A 16,216-nucleotide genomic window follows, 5' to 3' on the forward strand; every position below is an offset into this window, starting at 1 on the left:
CGTGAACCGATGACGGCTGCGGTGACGATCGAGTGGGAGGCCACGGCCGACCTGGTGGTGATCGGCGGCGGGGTCGCGGGACTGACCGCGGCCCGCACCGCCTCGCTGCGCGGGCTGCGGGTGCTCGCGCTGAGCAAGGGCGGGCCGACCGACACCGCGACGCAATACGCACAGGGCGGCATCGCCGTCGTGGCCCCGCACGGCGACTCGGTGGAGTCCCACGTCCGCGACACCGTGGAGGCGGGCGCGGGGCTGTGCGACGAGGCGGCGGTGCGCTCCATCGTCGCGGGCGGGCAGGCGGCCGTGGCGGCGCTGACCGATCTCGGCGCGGTGTTCGACCTCGGCCGCGACGGGCAGGTCTCCCGGACCAGGGAGGGCGGGCACAGCACCCGCCGCATCATCCATGCCGGGGGTGACGCCACCGGCGCCGAGGTGCAGCGCGCGCTCAACGCCGCGGGCCTACCGGTGATCTTCGGCGCGGCCGCCTGCGAGGTGGTCACCGGACCGCACGGCGTGCAGGGGGTGATCGCGGTGTCGGAGAACGGTTTCGGTGTCGTGCACACCCCGTCGGTGCTGCTCGCCACCGGCGGGCTCGGCCAGCTGTACGCGTTGAGCACCAATCCGCCCGGCGCGACCGCCGACGGCGTCGCGCTGGCGCTGTGGGCCGGGGCGACGGTGGCGGACCTGGAGTTCGTGCAGTTCCATCCGACCGTGCTCTACACCCCCGGCGGCACCGGCCGTCGCCCGCTCATCAGCGAGGCGGTGCGCGGGGAGGGCGCGGTGCTGGTCGACGCGACCGGCCGCTCGGTCACCGCCGGGGTGCATCCGCGCGGCGATCTGGCGCCGCGCGACGTGGTGTCGCGGGCGATCGCGGCTCGGATGCGTGACCTGGGCACCGACCACGTGTATCTCGACGCCCGCGCGATCGAGGGATTCACCCGGCGCTTTCCCACGATCACCGCCTCCTGCCTGGCCGCGGGCATCGACCCGCGCGCCGACCTGATCCCCGTCGCCCCGGCCGCGCACTACCAGTGCGGTGGCGTGGTCACCGACACGCACGGGCGCACCGGGGTGCCGGGGCTGTTCGCGGCCGGTGAGGTCGCCCGCACCGGCCTGCACGGGGCGAACCGGCTGGCCTCCAACAGCCTCCTGGAGGGGCTCGTGGTGGGCGAGCGGGTCGGCGCGGCCGCCGCGGAACGGCTCGAACTGCCCGCCGAGGTGACCGAGATCCGCCCCCGCGCCATGCCCCGGGTGCCCCGGGCGGCGCTGCACCAGGTGATGACCGCGCACGCCTCGGTCGTCCGCGACGGCGACGGGCTGGCGGAGGCGGCGGCCCGGCTGGAACGGGCCGTGCTGCGCGGCATGTCCTCGCGGTACTCGCAGGCCAGGCAGTCGACGGCCGAATCCGTGCTGCCCGCACCGGAGCTCGCGGCGCGGCGGATCGCCGACCTCGAGGACGGCGCGCTCACCCTCACCGCCCGGGTGTTGTTGCTGGCGGCAGCCGCGCGGCGGGAGAGCCGCGGCTGCCACACCCGCTCCGATCACCCGGCCACCGACGACGCGCTGCGGCACAGCATCCCGATCCGGCTCGACCCCGACGGCCACCCCGATCTGCTCGGCACCCTCGACGTCGCCGCCGACCTGGCGGCCGACCCCGACGGTCCCGAACTCGCCGCCGTTCCGTGAGCGCGCACCGACAGAACAGGAGAACGACGATGGCTTTGGACGCCGCGCTGGATCGCGACGAGGTGCTCGCGCTCATCCGCACCGCGCTGGACGAGGACCTGCGCTACGGCCCCGACGTCACCACCGTGGCCACCGTGCCCGCCGACGCCGTGGTCAAGGCGTCGGTCGTGTCCCGGCAGCCCGGCACGGTCGCCGGAATCGACGTGGGTCTGCTGGTGCTCGACGAGGTGCTCGGTGCGGGCGAGTACGAGATCACCGGCCGGGTCGCCGACGGCACCCGGGTCGAGCCCGGTCAGGCGGTGCTCGGCGTGGTCGCTCCCACGCGCGGACTGCTCACCGCCGAACGCACCCTGCTCAACCTGATCTGTCACCTGTCCGGCATCGCCACCGCCACCGCCGCCTGGGTGGACGCGGTCGAGGGCACCGACTGCAAGATCCGCGACAGCCGCAAGACGCTGCCCGGCCTGCGCGCCCTGCAGAAGTACGCGGTGCGGGTCGGCGGCGGCGTCAATCACCGGATGGGCCTCGGAGACGCGGCGCTGATCAAGGACAACCACGTGGCCGCCGCCGGGTCGGTGGTCGAGGCGCTGCGGGCCGTGCGCGCCCTGGCCCCCGACATCGCGTGCGAAGTGGAGGTCGACAGCCTCGAACAGCTCGACGCCGTCCTCGCCGAAGACGTCGAACTCGTCCTGCTGGACAACTTCCCGCTCTGGCAGACCCAGGCCGCCGTGCAACGTCGCAACGCCACCGCCCCCACCACGAAACTGGAATCCTCCGGCGGCCTCACCCTCGACGTGGCCGCCGACTACGCCCGCACCGGCGTCGACTACCTCGCCGTCGGCGCCCTCACCCACTCCGTCACCGTCCTCGACCTCGGCCTGGACTTCTGACAGCGTCGTCGGCCACGACCAGGAGTACACCCGGCGGCGCAGGCGGTGGATCAAGGCCGCGAGTACCGGGCACCCCGAGGAGACCGACTGGCGATCACGCCGGTCAGGTGGTGAGTTCGCGTTCCAGGGGGGTGCGGAAGCGGGGGACGGGGCGGGTGTCGCCGAACCATTTCTCCAGGCGGGCGGCTTCGGTGGCGATGTGGGTGGCGGCCGCGGTGCCGGGGTCTTCGAGGAGGCGGTAGACGACCTCGCCGGATCGGTGCTGGGCCCAGCCGCCGACGATGCGGCCGTCCCACCAGACGGTGGGGCCGATGTTGCCGTTGCGGTCGAACAGGGCGGGGGCGTGCGGACCGAGGTACCAGTCGCGCGACTGCCAGCCCATCGGCGTGGGGTCGAGGGCGGGGAGCAGGGTGGCGGCCGGTGCGGGCGCGGGCACCGGCGCGAGATCGTCGGCCAGCACCAGGCCGGTGCCGCCGTCGAGGTCCACCTCGGCGACGTCGAGCCGGGCCAGCGCCGACCGCACCTCGGCCTGCGTCCACCCGGTCCACCACTTGAGGTCGGTGACCGGCGCGGGCCCGAAGGCACGCAGCCACCGCCGCACCACCTCGGCCCGGGCCTCCTCGACGGGCACCGCGGGGACACCACCGGGCAGCCAGGATTCGATCGGCGCCCAGGTGTACTGGCTGCTGCTCCACCCACCGTTCGGGCGTCCGCGCACGATCCGGCCCTCGGCCCCGAGGGTCAGCAGCACCCAGGTGGTGATGTTGGTCGGCCGCTCATACGCCTTGCCGGGGGCGGTCACGATCGAGGTGCGCAAGCGCGGCACCGCCTTGCTCAACTGTGCGCCGGTCGCCGCGCCGAGCGCCAGCAGCGCGTCGTGGGTCTCCCGCTCGACCTCGGCCCACCACGCCGCGACGTCGCCGTCCACCACCCCGGCCTGTTCCACCAGTTTGGTGTAGGTGCGGCGCTGCTTGACCGCGAGCGCGTCGGCGCAGGAGGCCTGCAGGGCGCCGACGACGTCGAGCGGCACCACGAACATCGTGCGCCGCATCGCCAGCATCCGCAGCAGTGTCCGCTCCTCGTACAGCGCGCGCTCCACGTCGGCGGGCACGAGCGTGTCCGAGCGGGCGGCCACCGACAGGAACACGGTCGCCGGGTCGGTCGCGTGCAGGGCCACCATCGACCGGGCGATCTCGGTGACGTCCGCCGACCGCGCGGTGGCCGCCAGATGGTGCCGCACCGCCAGCCGGGCCCGCCGCTCCGCCACACTGATCGAACGCATGTGCGGAGTGTAGCCGGGGCGGGTGACGGATTCCGCCGCTCGGTCAGCGGTTCACCGGTCCGCGGCGCGCACCCGGGTCGCCGACGCGGTCGCCGGCGCCAGGGCGACCGCGACCGCGGCCGCCACGAACGGACCGCGTTCGGCCGGCCCGGTACCCAGCGTGGCCGCCGCGGCGATCGGGCCGAGCGCCGCGCCGCGGTTGAGCGCCGCGGTGGCGTAGGCGCCGCCCATCGTCGGCGCCCCGTCGCCTCGCCCAGCACGCGGGCGACGAGGGTGCTGCCGACGGCGAAGGACAGTGCGCCCTGCCCGGTGACGAGGACCAGCAGGGTGGCCGGGTGGGTGGTCGCCGCGGTCGCGAGCCGGCCGAGGAGCGCCAGCGGGCCGCCGACCGCCACGACCTGCCCGGGCCACCGGTCGGCGAGGCGTCCGGCCGCGGTGACGCCGAGGCAGGAACCGAGGCCGAACAGCATGAGCGCCACCGGAATCCACCGTTGCGACAGGCCCACCGGACCGGTGATCAGCGGTGTGAGGAAGGTGAACGCGCCGCAGGTGCCCGCGTTCACCAGCGCGGCCGTCGTCATGAAGGCGGCGACGACCCGGGTCACCACCAGGACCCACAGGTGGTCGGCGAGCGCGCCGGCCACCTGGACCACCGCGAAGACCAGCACGAACGTCGGCAAGCCGCGGCGCGGGGGCCACCGGCGCGCGAAGGCGGCCGTCAGGGGCGCGCCGACGACCATCGCGACGGCGAATGCCGCGGTCCCGGAACAACGTCGCCCTGCCCGATGGTTGTCCCGGACGAGGTTCGACGACGAAACGAGGTGGCAGCATGAGCAAGCCCGACGACCCCGCCTACCACTGGAACGGCGCGGAGCTGGACCTGGACGCGTACCTGGCCAGGATCGGGTTCGCCGGCGAGCGCGCGCCCACCCTGGCCACGCTGCGTGAACTCGTGTACCGGCACACCACCGCGATCCCCTTCGAGAATCTCGAGGCCGTGCTCGGCCGGCCCGTGCGCCTCGACCTGGCGACCCTGCAAGACAAGCTCGTGCACAGCAGACGCGGCGGCTACTGCTACGAGAACGCCGGCCTGTTCGCCGCCGCGCTGGAACGTCTCGGGTTCGGGGTCACCGGCCACACCGGCCGGGTCACCATGGGGGCGGGCGGCCTACGCCCGGCCACGCACGCGCTGTTACGGGTCACCACCGCCGACGACGACCGGGTGTGGATGTGCGACGTCGGCTTCGGCCGCGGCCCGCTGCGCCCCTACGAGCTGCGCCCGCAACCGGACGAATTCACCCTGGGGGACTGGCGATTCCGGCTCGAGCGCCGCACCGGCGAACTCGGCACCGACCTGTGGGTGCTGCACCAGTTCGGCAGGGACGGCTGGGTCGACCGCTACACCTTCACCACCGCGCCGCAGTACCGGATCGACTTCGAGGTCGGCAACCACTTCGTGTCGACCTCGCCGCGCTCGCCGTTCACGACCCGTCCGTTCCTGCAGCGGTTCCATCCCGACCGCCACCACGTGCTCGACGGACTGACCCTGATCACCGAACGCCCCGACGGCAGCGCCGACATCCGTGCCCTGACACCGGGCGAGTTGCCCGAGGTCATGAACGACCTCTTCGACATCGAACTGCCCGGCCCGGACCTGGATGCGCTCACCACCGGCAGCTGGCTCGAGCGCGTCGCTGCGGGCACCCCGTAGGGGCTTTCCAGTACCGTCGGCCGGGTGGGTACCCAGCGGAACAAACTCTTCGTCCTGGTCGCCGCACCCGTGCTGGCGCTGGCCGCCTGCAGCTCCGGGCCCGAACAGCCACGCACGGTCGCCGAACAGTTCGCCGACGCACTCAACGCCGACGACGTGGCCGCGGCGGCCGCCCTCACCGACAACCCGGACCAGGCCACGGCGACCCTGAACCAGCTGTACGCGGGCCTGGGCAAGGAGGTCACCTACGAGGTGCGCGGCACCGAGGGCGACACCTTCACCCTCGCCGCCACCTGGAAGCTCGGCAGCGCGGGCCAGGAGTGGACCTACACCACCACCGGCACCGCCGCCGAGAACGGCGACTGGGCCATCCGGTGGGATCCGGCCACCCTCGCCCCCGGCCTGGACAAGGGGCCGCTCAGTTACGGACCCGCCTACGCCCGCCCGGCCCGCGTGCTCGACGCCGCGGGCGGTGAGCTGATGACCGAGCAGATCGTGACCCTGGTCAACCTGACCGCCGAAGCCGACACCGCCGCCGTGGCGGCGCTGCTGAACCCGCTCGCGCCCGGCATCACCGATGCCTCGCTGCGCGCGGATATCGCCGCGGCGCAAGGCAAACCGGTCACCGCGATCACGCTGCGCGCCGCCGACATCGCCCCCATCCGTGACGCGCTGGCGGCGCTGCCGGGCGTGACGCTGGCCCCGCAGACCCGGCTGCTCACCACCGACAAGGCCCTCACCTCCCCGACGCTGTCCGGGCTGGCCGAACTGTGGCAGCAGCAGGCCGACGAAGCCGCGGGGTGGGCCGTGCGGGCCCAGACCCCCAGCGGTACCGAACGGATCGCGGGCGCGGAACCGCGACCCACCGCCGACATCGTCACCACCCTCGACGTCGGCCTGCAACGGGCGGCCAAGGCCGCGCTCGCGCCGATGGACAAGCCCGCCGCGATCGTGGCGCTGCAACCCTCCACCGGCAATGTGCTGGCGGTGGCGCAGAATTCGACGGCCGACGCGCAGGGCCCGATCGCGCTGACCGGTCTCTACCCGCCGGGTTCGACGTTCAAGACGGTGACCGTCTCCGCGGCGTTGCAGGCGGGCGAGGTCACCCCCGACACCGTGGTGGCCTGCCCGGGCAGCGCGAACATCGAGGGCCGTCGCATCCCCAACGACGACAATTTCGATCTCGGCCAGGTGCCGCTGCACACCGCCTTCGCCCGCTCCTGCAACACCACCATGGGCATGCTCGGCGTCCGGCTGCCCGCCGACGGGCTCACCCACGCGGCCGCTCAGCTCGGCCTCGGCATCGACTATGTGACCCCCGGGCTGACGACGGTCACCGGGAAGGTCCCGGCCGCCGACAGCCCCGCCGCGCGGGTGGAGTCGAGCATCGGCCAGGGGCAGGTGACCGCGTCGCCGTTCGGGATGGCGCTGGTCGCCGCGTCGATCGCGCGGGGTTCGGTACCCGCCCCGGCGATCGTGGCGGGCAGGCCGGGTACCCCGGACCGGCAGCCCGATCCGTTGCCCGCGGGCGTGGCCGAGCAGCTGCGAACCATGATGCGGGAGACTGTGACCGGAGGCACAGCCACCGAACTCGCCGACATCCCCGGGCTGGTCGGCAAGACCGGCACCGCCGAGTACATCGATGACACCCACGCGCACGGCTGGTTCGTCGGAATAGCGGGTGATCTGGCGTTCGCCGTGTTCGCCGAGGACGCGGGCAGCTCCGCGCCCGCGGTGGCCGCGGCGGGTCGCATGCTGCGCGTGTCGCAGTAGCCGTCGGCTATGCTCCGATGTCGCCGCCGCGGGGTCCGTTCGGGCGGATGACGAACCCACGGCTGGCGCGTGCCGACCTTCCCCGGCCCGCTACACTCGTCGGGGGCCGCACCAGCGGTCAATATGCGGGATGTCACGATTTCGAGAAGGTTCGGAGTAGGCGCCATCGATACCGGTCAGTTGATCGCGGAGCATTACCGCCTGGTCGAGCGGATTGGTAGCGGCGGCACAGGCGTGGTCTGGCGTGCCACCGACGAGCGCCTCCGGCGGTCCGTGGCGATCAAGCAGATCCACATCCAGCCGAGCCTGCCCGAGGCCGAGCGCGACATCATGCGTCAGCGCGCGATCCGCGAGGCACGCAACGCCGCGCGCTTCCAGCACCCGAATGCCATTGTGGTGTTCGACATCACCGAACACGACGGTGATCCGTGCCTGGTGATGGAGTACCTGAAATCGCGCAGTCTGGCGGCGGTGCTGTCGGCGCAGGGCACGCTGCCGCTGACCCAGGTGGCCCGCATCGGCGAACAGGTCGCCTCCGCGCTGATCGCCGCCCACCAGGCCGGCATCGTGCACCGCGACGTGAAACCCGGCAACGTGCTGCTCGACGATCACGGCACGGTCAAGATCACCGATTTCGGTATCTCCCGGGCCACGGGCGACGCCACCCTCACCGAGACCGGACTGATCTGCGGCACCGCGGCCTACCTCGCGCCCGAGGTGGCCCGCGGCGCCGATCCGACCCCGGCCGCCGACGTGTTCTCCCTCGGCGCGACGCTGTTCCACGCGCTGGAGGGCGAGCCGCCCTACGGCGCCAGCGCCAACCCGCTCGCCGTGCTCTACGCCGCGGCCAACGGCCAGGTCAGTCAGCCGCGCAACGCCGGACCGGCCACCGACTTCCTGCTCGCGCTGCTCAGCCCCGACCCCGACGACCGGCCGACCATGCGCGTCGCGCGCGACACGCTGGCCGCCTTCGCCGACTCGGCGGCCAACCCCGTTCCGGCCGGATTCGTGCCCGCCAGTGAGGCTTTCGGCCGCAGGCAGGACGAACGCCAGGACGCGACGACCAAGGCGATCCGCTCGGCGGTGGCCGCGCCGCCGCAGCGGCCCGCCGAGCGACCGCTGCCGCCCCCGCAGCACGGCGCGGCCCATCCCGAGACGGCCGCGCATCCGAAAACCGTGGCGCAGCAACCACCCTCGACGCCGAGCGGGTCCGGTGGCAAGCGGCGCGCGGTGCTCATCGGCGGACTGGTCGGCGCGCTCGTGGCCGTGACCGCGCTGCTGCTCGGCTCGCTCAACCAATCCGACTCCAATGGCCCGGTGGCGCAGGCGAATCCGCCCGCATCATCGACCACCACCAGCGGTGGCGCGAGTTCGACCACCACCGTCGCCCTCGGCGGCACGCCGAGCGCGAGCACGGTGGACTGGGGCTCGGCGGGCCAGCTGATCGTCGACTTCTACAGCGACCCGAGCGGCTCCTGGTCGCTGCTCACCCCGGCGGCGCAGCGCGCCTACGGTGGCGAGCAGGCGTTCCGGCAGTACTGGGGCTCGCGCACCATCGAGACCTTCTCCAACATCAACGCCGCCAACGGCGCCAACAACGCCGACGGCTCGGTGGACATGCGCCTGGCGAACATCACCGTCAACGGTCAGTCCAAGCAGTTGATCCTGCGCGTGGTCGACAGCGGCGGCCGCCTGCTGATCGACAGCGACACCCGCTAGCCCGGCCACCGCCGCAGACCCCGGGGCGGGGATCGGCGGTGGCCGCGGCGATGGCAGGGCGCGGCGGCCATTAGGCTGGTAACGGCAACTTTCCTGTTGCGACCAGCCGACGACTAAGGATCGACACCGACATGACATCCCGCATCGAGCTCGCCCGCGTCGATTTGCGCGGTCGTACTCCTTCCGCTGCCGAGCTGCGCGCCGCGCTGCCGCGGGGAGGAGTCGACGTGGACTCGGTGCTGCATCATGTGCGGCCGGTCGTGGAGGCGGTGCGCGAGCGCGGGGCCGCGGCGGCACTGGAGTTCGGCGAGAAGTTCGACGGCGTCGTTCCGGCCACCGTGCGGGTGCCCGCCGCCGAACTCGCCCGCGCGCTCGACGAGCTCGACCCCGCGGTCCGCGCGGCGCTGGAGGAGTCCATCGCCCGGGCCCGCCGGGTGCACGCCGACCAGCGGCGCACCGACACCACCACCGAGGTGGTGCCCGGCGGCACCGTCACCGAGCGGTGGGTGCCCGTGGAACGGGTCGGGCTGTACGTGCCGGGCGGCAACGCCGTCTACCCGTCGAGCGTGGTGATGAACGTGGTGCCCGCGCAGACCGCGGGCGTGGGCTCGCTGGTGGTGGCCTCGCCGCCGCAGGCGAACTTCGGCGGACTGCCGCACCCGACCATCCTGGCCGCCGCGGCGCTGCTCGGCGTCGAGGAGGTGTGGGCCGTCGGCGGCGCGCAGGCGGTCGCCCTGCTCTCCTACGGCGGCACCGACACCGACGGCGCTCCGCTCGATCCGGTCGACCTGATCACCGGCCCCGGCAACATCTACGTGACCGCCGCCAAGCGGCTGTGCCGCGGCCTGGTCGGCATCGACGCCGAGGCGGGCCCCACCGAGATCGCGATCCTCGCCGACGCCACCGCCGATCCCGCGCACGTGGCCGCCGACCTGATCAGCCAGGCCGAACACGACGTACTCGCCGCGAGCGTGCTGGTCACCGACAGCGTGGCGCTGGCCGACGCGGTGGATGCCGCCCTCACCGCGCAACTCGCCGTGGTCAAGCACGCCGAACGGGTGCGCACGGCGCTCACCGGCAAACAGTCGGGCACCGTCCTGGTCGACGACATCACCCAGGGCCTGCGGGTGGTCGACGCCTACGCCGCCGAACACCTCGAGATCCAGACCGCCGACGCGTCCGCCGTCGCGGCCAGGGTGCGCAGCGCGGGCGCGGTGTTCGTCGGCCCGTACGCCCCGGTGAGCCTCGGCGACTACTGCGCGGGCTCCAACCACGTGCTGCCCACCGCGGGCTGCGCGCGGCACTCCTCGGGCCTGAGCGTGCAGACCTTCCTGCGCGGCATCCACGTGGTGGAGTACACCGAGGCCGCGCTGAAGGACGTCGCCGGGCACGTGGTCGCCCTGGCCGACGCCGAGGACCTGCCCGCCCACGGCCAGGCCGTGACCGTGCGATTCGAGGCGCTGTCGTGAGCGCGCCGACCGTGCCCGGCGCCGGTATCGGCCTCGACGACCTACCGCTGCGGGCCAACCTGCGCGGCAAGAAGCCGTACGGCGCACCGCAATTGACGGTGCCGGTGCAGCTCAACACCAACGAGAACCCGCACCCGCCGAGCAAGGCGCTCGTCGACGACGTCGCCGAATCCATCCGCGCCGTCGCGGCGGAACTGCACCGCTACCCCGACCGCGACGCCGTCGCGTTGCGCGCCGACCTGGCCGCCTACCTCACCCGCCAGACCGGCATCGCGGTGGACACGGCCAATGTCTGGGCGGCCAACGGCTCCAACGAGATCCTGCAACAACTGCTGCAGGCCTTCGGCGGTCCCGGCCGCCGCGCCCTGGGATTCGTGCCCTCCTATTCGATGCACCCGATCATCTCCGAGGGCATCGACACCGAGTGGGTGGAGGCCAGGCGCAACGCGGACTTCTCCCTCGACATCGACCACGCCGTCGCCACCATCGCCGAACGCCGCCCCGACGTGGTGTTCGTGACCAGCCCGAACAACCCCACCGGCCACAGCATCCCCGGCGCCGACCTGGCCAGGATCCTGGACGCCGCGCCCGGCATCGTGGTGGTCGACGAGGCCTACGCCGAGTTCTCCGCCCAGCCCAGCGCCATCGGGCTGATCGACCGGTACCCGGCCAAGCTGGTCGTGAGCCGCACCATGAGCAAGGCGTTCGCCTTCGCCGGCGGGCGACTCGGCTACCTGGTGGCCGCGCCCGCGGTGATCGACGCGCTGCTGCTGGTGCGCCTGCCCTACCACCTGTCGGTGGTCACCCAGGCCGCGGCGCGCGCGGCGCTGCGGCACGCGGACGAGACGCTGGCGAGCGTGGCCGAACTCGCCGCCCAGCGCGACCGGGTGGCCGCGGAACTGGCCGCGAGCGGCTTCCGCGTGGTGCCGAGCGACGCCAACTTCCTGCTGTTCGGCCGGTTCGCCGACGCACCGCGGGCCTGGCAGCGCTACCTCGACCACGGGGTGCTCATCCGCGATGTCGGTATCCCCGGGCACCTGCGCGCCACCATCGGCCTCGCCGCGGAGAACGACGAGTTCCTGCGGGTGAGCCGCCTGCTGGCCGCCGACGAACTGATCAACGACGAGAGCGACGAGAGCACGGGCACGCCATGACCGACACCACCCTGCGCCACCGGACCGCGCGCGTCGAGCGCGTCACCAAGGAGTCCAGCATCGTCGTCGAACTCGACCTCGACGGCACCGGGCGCACCGACATCAGCACCGGTGTGCCGTTCTACGACCACATGCTCACCGCGCTCGGCGCGCACGCCAGCTTCGACCTGAGCGTGCGGGCCGAGGGCGACATCCAGATCGAGGCACACCACACCGTCGAGGACACCGCGATCGTGTTCGGCCAGGCACTGGGCAAGGCCCTGGGCGACAAGGCGGGAATCCGGCGCTTCGGCGACGCGTTCATTCCCATGGACGAGACGCTCGCGCACGCCGCGGTCGACGTGTCCGGCCGCCCCTACTGCGTGCACACCGGGGAGCCGGAGCACCTGCTGCACGCGGTGATCCCCGGTTCGCCGGTGCGCGGCACCGGCGAGCCCGGTGCGCCGTACTCGACGGTGCTCAACCGGCACGTGTTCGAGTCGATCGCCCTCAACGCCCGCATCGCCCTGCACGTGCGGGTGCTCTACGGACGCGACCAGCACCACGTCACCGAGGCCGAGTTCAAGGCGGTGGCCCGCGCGCTGCGCGCCGCCGTCGAGTTCGACCCGCGGGTCAGCGGTGTGCCGTCGACGAAGGGAACGCTGTGACGAGGAAATCCGTCGCCCTGCTGGACTACGGATCGGGCAACCTGCACTCCGCCGAACGCGCCCTGGTGCGCGCGGGCGCCGACGTGCGGGTCACCGCCGACCCCGACGCCGCGCTGGCCGCCGACGGCCTCGTGGTGCCCGGCGTCGGCGCGTTCGCGGCGTGCATGGCGGGGCTGCGCGCGGTGCGCGGGGAGAAGATCATCGGCCAGCGTCTCGCCGGCGGCCGGCCGGTGCTCGGCATCTGCGTCGGCATGCAGATCCTGTTCGAGCGCGGGGTGGAATTCGGCGTGGAGACCGAGGGCTGCGCGGAGTGGCCGGGCGTGGTCGAGCGCCTCGACGCGCCGGTGCTGCCGCACATGGGATGGAACACCGTCAGCGCGCCCGCGGACAGCGTGCTCTTCGCCGGGATGGACGCCGACACCCGCTTCTACTTCGTGCACTCCTACGCCGCGCAGCGGTGGGAGCTGCCGCCGAACGAGCACTTCGCCGCACCCAAGCTGACCTGGGCCGAGCACGGCGTGCGGTTCCTGGCCGCCGTGGAGAACGGGCCGCTGTCGGCCACCCAGTTCCATCCGGAGAAGTCCGGCGACGCAGGCGCGCAGCTGCTGCGCAACTGGGTCGACTCGCTCTGACCGCGGCCGCGGATCCGGGCTTACCCTGAGGGCGCCGCGCCCGAAATCGGGGTGGGCGCCGGATCCGCCGGGGGTGGTCGCGGGGTCAGACTCGGGGCGAGGAGGTAGCCATGAGGCCCGTCACCCTGCCCACCATCGTGATCGGATGCTATGCGGTGCTCGCGAGTTTCGCGTTCGCGGCCACCCTCACCGAGACGATCCTGTTCTACCCCAACGTCTTCCACGACGTCCCACGCTCGCTCGAACTCACCGAGGAGTTCATGAGCGCGGTCGGCGTCGGCGACGTGCTGCGCCCGCTCGGCGCGGTGCTCACCCTCACCGCCCTGGTGGCCGCGGCCGTGGCGACCCGGTACCGGGTGGCGCGCGGGTGGCTGGTGGCGTCGCTGGCGTCGCTGATCACCGGCCAGTTCCTGCTGTCGGTCGGTTACCAGTGGCCGCGGGTGGAGATCCTGTTCGACGACCGCGCCGCACACACGACCGCCGAACTCGAGCGAGCCGCGTCGGAATTCCTGGTCGGGCAGGTGCTGCGCGTCGGCGCCGCCGGCCTCACCGCCACCTTCGCCGTGCTCGCCGCGCTGGCCTGCCACCGCGCGTACGTGCTCGCCGCGGCCCGCCGCGACCTGGAGACCGCGCTGGCGTGACCGGTCACGCCGCGCTGCCGCCTCCGGCCGCTGACCCGCTCGGGCTGTACCGGATTGCGCCCGAGCGGGGCGGCCTGCGTGGTGATGCTGCGCTGCCGCCTCTGGCCGCTGACCCGCTCGGGCGGTGCTCGATTTTGCCCGAGCGGGGCGGCCTGCGTGGTGACGCTGCGCTGCCGCCTCCGGCCGCTGACCCGCCCAAGCGGTGCTCGCGGCCCGGCCGGGCGTGGGCGACCGGGGAGCACCGACTAAGCTGCTCGAAGTGAGTCTTGTGCTGTTACCCGCGGTCGATGTCGCCAATGGAGAGGCCGTGCGCCTGGTGCAGGGGGAGGCCGGCAGTGAGACGAGCTACGGCTCGCCGCGTGACGCCGCCCTGGCCTGGCAGGAAGCGGGCGCCGAGTGGGTGCATCTGGTCGACCTCGACGCCGCCTTCGGCCGCGGCTCCAACCGTGAGCTGCTGGCGAAGGTCGTCGGCGAACTGGATGTGAAGGTCGAACTCTCCGGCGGCATCCGCGACGACGACTCGCTCGAGGCCGCCCTGGCCACCGGCTGCGCCCGGGTCAACCTCGGCACCGCCGCGCTGGAGGACCCGCAGTGGTGCGCCCGGGCCATCGCCAAGCACGGCGAGCGCATCGCCGTCGGGCTCGACGTGCGCATCATCGACGGCGACTACCGGCTGCGCGGGCGCGGCTGGGTCAGCGACGGCGGCGACCTGTGGGAGGTGCTCGAGCGGCTGGAACGCGACGGCTGCTCGCGCTACGTCGTCACCGACGTCACCAAGGACGGCACCCTCACCGGCCCGAATCTCGAACTGCTGAGCGAGGTCTGCGCGGCCACCGAGGCGCCGGTCATCGCCTCCGGCGGCGTGTCGGCCATCGAGGATCTGGTGGCCATCGCCGGGCTGGTGCCCGAAGGTGTCGAAGGCGCGATCGTCGGCAAGGCGCTGTACGCGGGCCGGTTCACCCTGCCCGAGGCGCTGGCCGCGGTGCGCTGACCCGACCATGGCTGCCGACCCGATCGCCGACCTGCCCGAACTGCTCACCGTCGCCGGCGAGATCCTCGACGGCGCGGCGGCGCGGTTCGTCGCGGGCATCGGCGCGCCCAGCGCGGTGAGCAAGGGCCGCAACGACTTCGCCACCGAACTCGACCTCGAGCTGGAACGCACCGTCTCCGCCGCGCTGCGCGAGCGCACCGGCTTCCCGGTGCACGGCGAGGAATTCGGCGGCCCGCAGCTGACCTCCGGCACCGCCTGGGTGCTCGACCCGATCGACGGCACCTTCAACTACTCCGCCGGACACCCGCTGTCGGGCATGCTGCTGGCGCTCGTGCACGACGGCGAACCGGTGCTCGGGCTCACCTGGCTGCCGCTGCTCGGCCGCCGCTACGCCGCGATGCGCGGTGGCCCGCTGCTGCTCGACGGTGCTCCGCTGCCGCCGCTGCCCACCGGCAAGCTCGCCGAGTCGATGATCGGGTTCGGCACCTTCAACGTGGACTCCGACGGCCGCATCCCCGGCCGCTTCCGCTTCGATCTGCTCGGCCCGCTCAGCAGGCTGTCCTCCCGCGTGCGCATGCACGGTTCCACCGGCATCGACCTGGCCTTCACCGCCTCCGGCGTGCTCGGCGGCGCCATCGTGTTCGGCCATCACCCGTGGGACAACGCCGCGGGGGTCGCGCTGGTGCGCGCGGCGGGCGGCGTGGTGACCGACCTGGCGGGCGAACCGTGGACGATCACCTCCGGCTCGGTGCTCGCCGCCGCGCCCGGCGTGCACGCCGAACTGCTCGAGATGATCTGCGCCGTCGCCGACCCGGCCGGCGCCGAAGAAGGGGTGAACCGATGACGGTGGCGGTACGCGTGATCCCGTGCCTGGACGTGGACGCGGGCCGGGTGGTCAAGGGCGTCAACTTCCAGAACCTGCGGGACGCGGGCGACCCGGTCGAGCTGGCCGCCACCTACGACGCGCAGGGCGCCGACGAGCTGACCTTCCTCGACGTCACCGCCTCCACCGGCGACCGCGGCACCATGATCGACGTGGTGACCCGCACCGCCGAACAGATCTTCATCCCGCTCACCGTCGGCGGTGGCGTGCGCACCGTCGAGGACGTCGACCGGCTGCTGCGCGCCGGCGCGGACAAGGTGTCGGTCAACACCGCCGCCATCGCCCGGCCCGAGGTGCTGCGCGAGATGTCGGAGCGGTTCGGCTCGCAGTGCATCGTGCTGTCGGTGGACGCGCGCACGGTGCCCGACGGCCAGCCCGACACGCCGTCCGGCTGGGAGGTGACCACGCACGGTGGCAAGCGCGGCACCGGCATCGACGCCGTGGAGTGGGCCGAGCGCGGCGCCGAACTCGGCGTCGGCGAGATCCTGCTCAACTCGATGGACGCCGACGGCACCAAGACCGGGTTCGACCTGCCGATGATCCGCGCGGTGCGGGCCGCGGTGTCGATCCCGGTGATCGCCAGCGGCGGCGCGGGCGCCGTCGAACACTTCGCCCCCGCCGTCCAGGCCGGTGCCGACGCGGTGCTCGCCGCCAGCGTCTTCCACTTCGGCGACCTGACCATCGGCCAGGTCAAGGACTCACTGCGCGACGCCCACCTCGTCGTGCGCTGACCGGCCG

The 16,216-nt window shown here is 73.2% G+C and carries 15 protein-coding genes; 13 read left to right on the forward strand and 2 right to left on the reverse strand.

Going from position 1 to position 16,216, the window contains the following annotated elements; all coding sequences use genetic code 11:
- Positions 1-9: 9 nt before the first annotated feature.
- Entirely contained in the window at positions 10-1,686 is a 1,677-nt protein-coding gene (locus tag CRM89_RS02345; RefSeq protein ID WP_098083117.1) for an L-aspartate oxidase, read from the forward strand.
- Between the two features lie 29 nt (positions 1,687-1,715).
- Positions 1,716-2,576 (forward strand): carboxylating nicotinate-nucleotide diphosphorylase, encoded by an 861-nt coding sequence (nadC, locus tag CRM89_RS02350; RefSeq protein ID WP_098083118.1) that lies wholly within the window; start codon positions 1,716-1,718, stop codon positions 2,574-2,576.
- Positions 2,577-2,679: 103 nt separating this feature from the next.
- Here nadC and CRM89_RS02355 read toward each other — a convergent pair whose 3' ends face one another.
- The gene (locus CRM89_RS02355; RefSeq protein ID WP_098083119.1) at positions 2,680-3,858 is read right to left on the reverse strand and encodes a winged helix DNA-binding domain-containing protein; all 1,179 of its coding nucleotides are present in this window, start codon (positions 3,856-3,858) and stop codon (positions 2,680-2,682) included.
- A 51-nt stretch (positions 3,859-3,909) separates the two neighbouring features.
- Complete coding sequence (locus CRM89_RS31270; protein ID WP_195039668.1) at positions 3,910-4,089, reverse strand: hypothetical protein; 180 nt, start codon at positions 4,087-4,089, stop codon at positions 3,910-3,912.
- 598 nt (positions 4,090-4,687) lie between these two features.
- On the opposite strand from CRM89_RS31270, the gene CRM89_RS02365 reads away from it, so the two are divergent.
- From CRM89_RS02365 to hisF, 11 genes are all read left to right on the forward strand, one after another.
- On the forward strand, positions 4,688-5,569 hold the full coding sequence (locus CRM89_RS02365; protein ID WP_098083120.1) for an arylamine N-acetyltransferase: 882 nt from the start codon (positions 4,688-4,690) through the stop codon (positions 5,567-5,569).
- Between the two features lie 24 nt (positions 5,570-5,593).
- Positions 5,594-7,342 carry a penicillin-binding transpeptidase domain-containing protein gene (locus CRM89_RS02370; RefSeq protein ID WP_098083121.1) on the forward strand — a complete coding sequence of 583 codons (1,749 nt, stop codon included), beginning with the start codon at positions 5,594-5,596 and terminating at the stop codon, positions 7,340-7,342.
- 123 nt (positions 7,343-7,465) lie between these two features.
- Positions 7,466-9,061: a serine/threonine-protein kinase gene (locus tag CRM89_RS02375; RefSeq protein WP_060592443.1), complete on the forward strand. Its 1,596-nt coding sequence runs from the start codon at positions 7,466-7,468 to the stop codon at positions 9,059-9,061.
- Between the two features lie 131 nt (positions 9,062-9,192).
- The gene (hisD, locus tag CRM89_RS02380) at positions 9,193-10,530 is read left to right on the forward strand and encodes a histidinol dehydrogenase (RefSeq protein ID WP_060592441.1); all 1,338 of its coding nucleotides are present in this window, start codon (positions 9,193-9,195) and stop codon (positions 10,528-10,530) included.
- Positions 10,527-11,684: a histidinol-phosphate transaminase gene (locus tag CRM89_RS02385; RefSeq protein WP_011208377.1), complete on the forward strand. Its 1,158-nt coding sequence runs from the start codon at positions 10,527-10,529 to the stop codon at positions 11,682-11,684. The genes hisD and CRM89_RS02385 overlap by 4 nt, the downstream gene beginning before the upstream one ends.
- A gap of 11 nt (positions 11,685-11,695) precedes the next feature.
- Positions 11,696-12,331 carry an imidazoleglycerol-phosphate dehydratase HisB gene (gene hisB, locus CRM89_RS02390; protein WP_371392047.1) on the forward strand — a complete coding sequence of 212 codons (636 nt, stop codon included), beginning with the start codon at positions 11,696-11,698 and terminating at the stop codon, positions 12,329-12,331.
- Positions 12,328-12,963 (forward strand): imidazole glycerol phosphate synthase subunit HisH, encoded by a 636-nt coding sequence (hisH, locus tag CRM89_RS02395; RefSeq protein ID WP_098083122.1) that lies wholly within the window; start codon positions 12,328-12,330, stop codon positions 12,961-12,963. The genes hisB and hisH overlap by 4 nt, the downstream gene beginning before the upstream one ends.
- Before the next feature lie 110 nt (positions 12,964-13,073).
- The gene (locus CRM89_RS02400) at positions 13,074-13,604 is read left to right on the forward strand and encodes a hypothetical protein (RefSeq protein WP_011208380.1); all 531 of its coding nucleotides are present in this window, start codon (positions 13,074-13,076) and stop codon (positions 13,602-13,604) included.
- Between the two features lie 259 nt (positions 13,605-13,863).
- On the forward strand, positions 13,864-14,595 hold the full coding sequence (gene priA / locus CRM89_RS02405; protein WP_011208381.1) for a bifunctional 1-(5-phosphoribosyl)-5-((5-phosphoribosylamino)methylideneamino)imidazole-4-carboxamide isomerase/phosphoribosylanthranilate isomerase PriA: 732 nt from the start codon (positions 13,864-13,866) through the stop codon (positions 14,593-14,595).
- A 7-nt stretch (positions 14,596-14,602) separates the two neighbouring features.
- Positions 14,603-15,439 (forward strand): inositol monophosphatase family protein, encoded by an 837-nt coding sequence (locus CRM89_RS02410; RefSeq protein ID WP_086841858.1) that lies wholly within the window; start codon positions 14,603-14,605, stop codon positions 15,437-15,439.
- Positions 15,436-16,209 carry an imidazole glycerol phosphate synthase subunit HisF gene (gene hisF / locus CRM89_RS02415; RefSeq protein WP_011208383.1) on the forward strand — a complete coding sequence of 258 codons (774 nt, stop codon included), beginning with the start codon at positions 15,436-15,438 and terminating at the stop codon, positions 16,207-16,209. Before CRM89_RS02410 ends, hisF begins: the two co-directional genes overlap by 4 nt.
- The last annotated feature ends 7 nt before the right edge of the window (positions 16,210-16,216 follow it).

Origin of the sequence: Nocardia sp. FDAARGOS_372 (assembly GCF_002554515.1) — a bacterium.
Lineage (GTDB): Bacteria > Actinomycetota > Actinomycetes > Mycobacteriales > Mycobacteriaceae > Nocardia > Nocardia farcinica.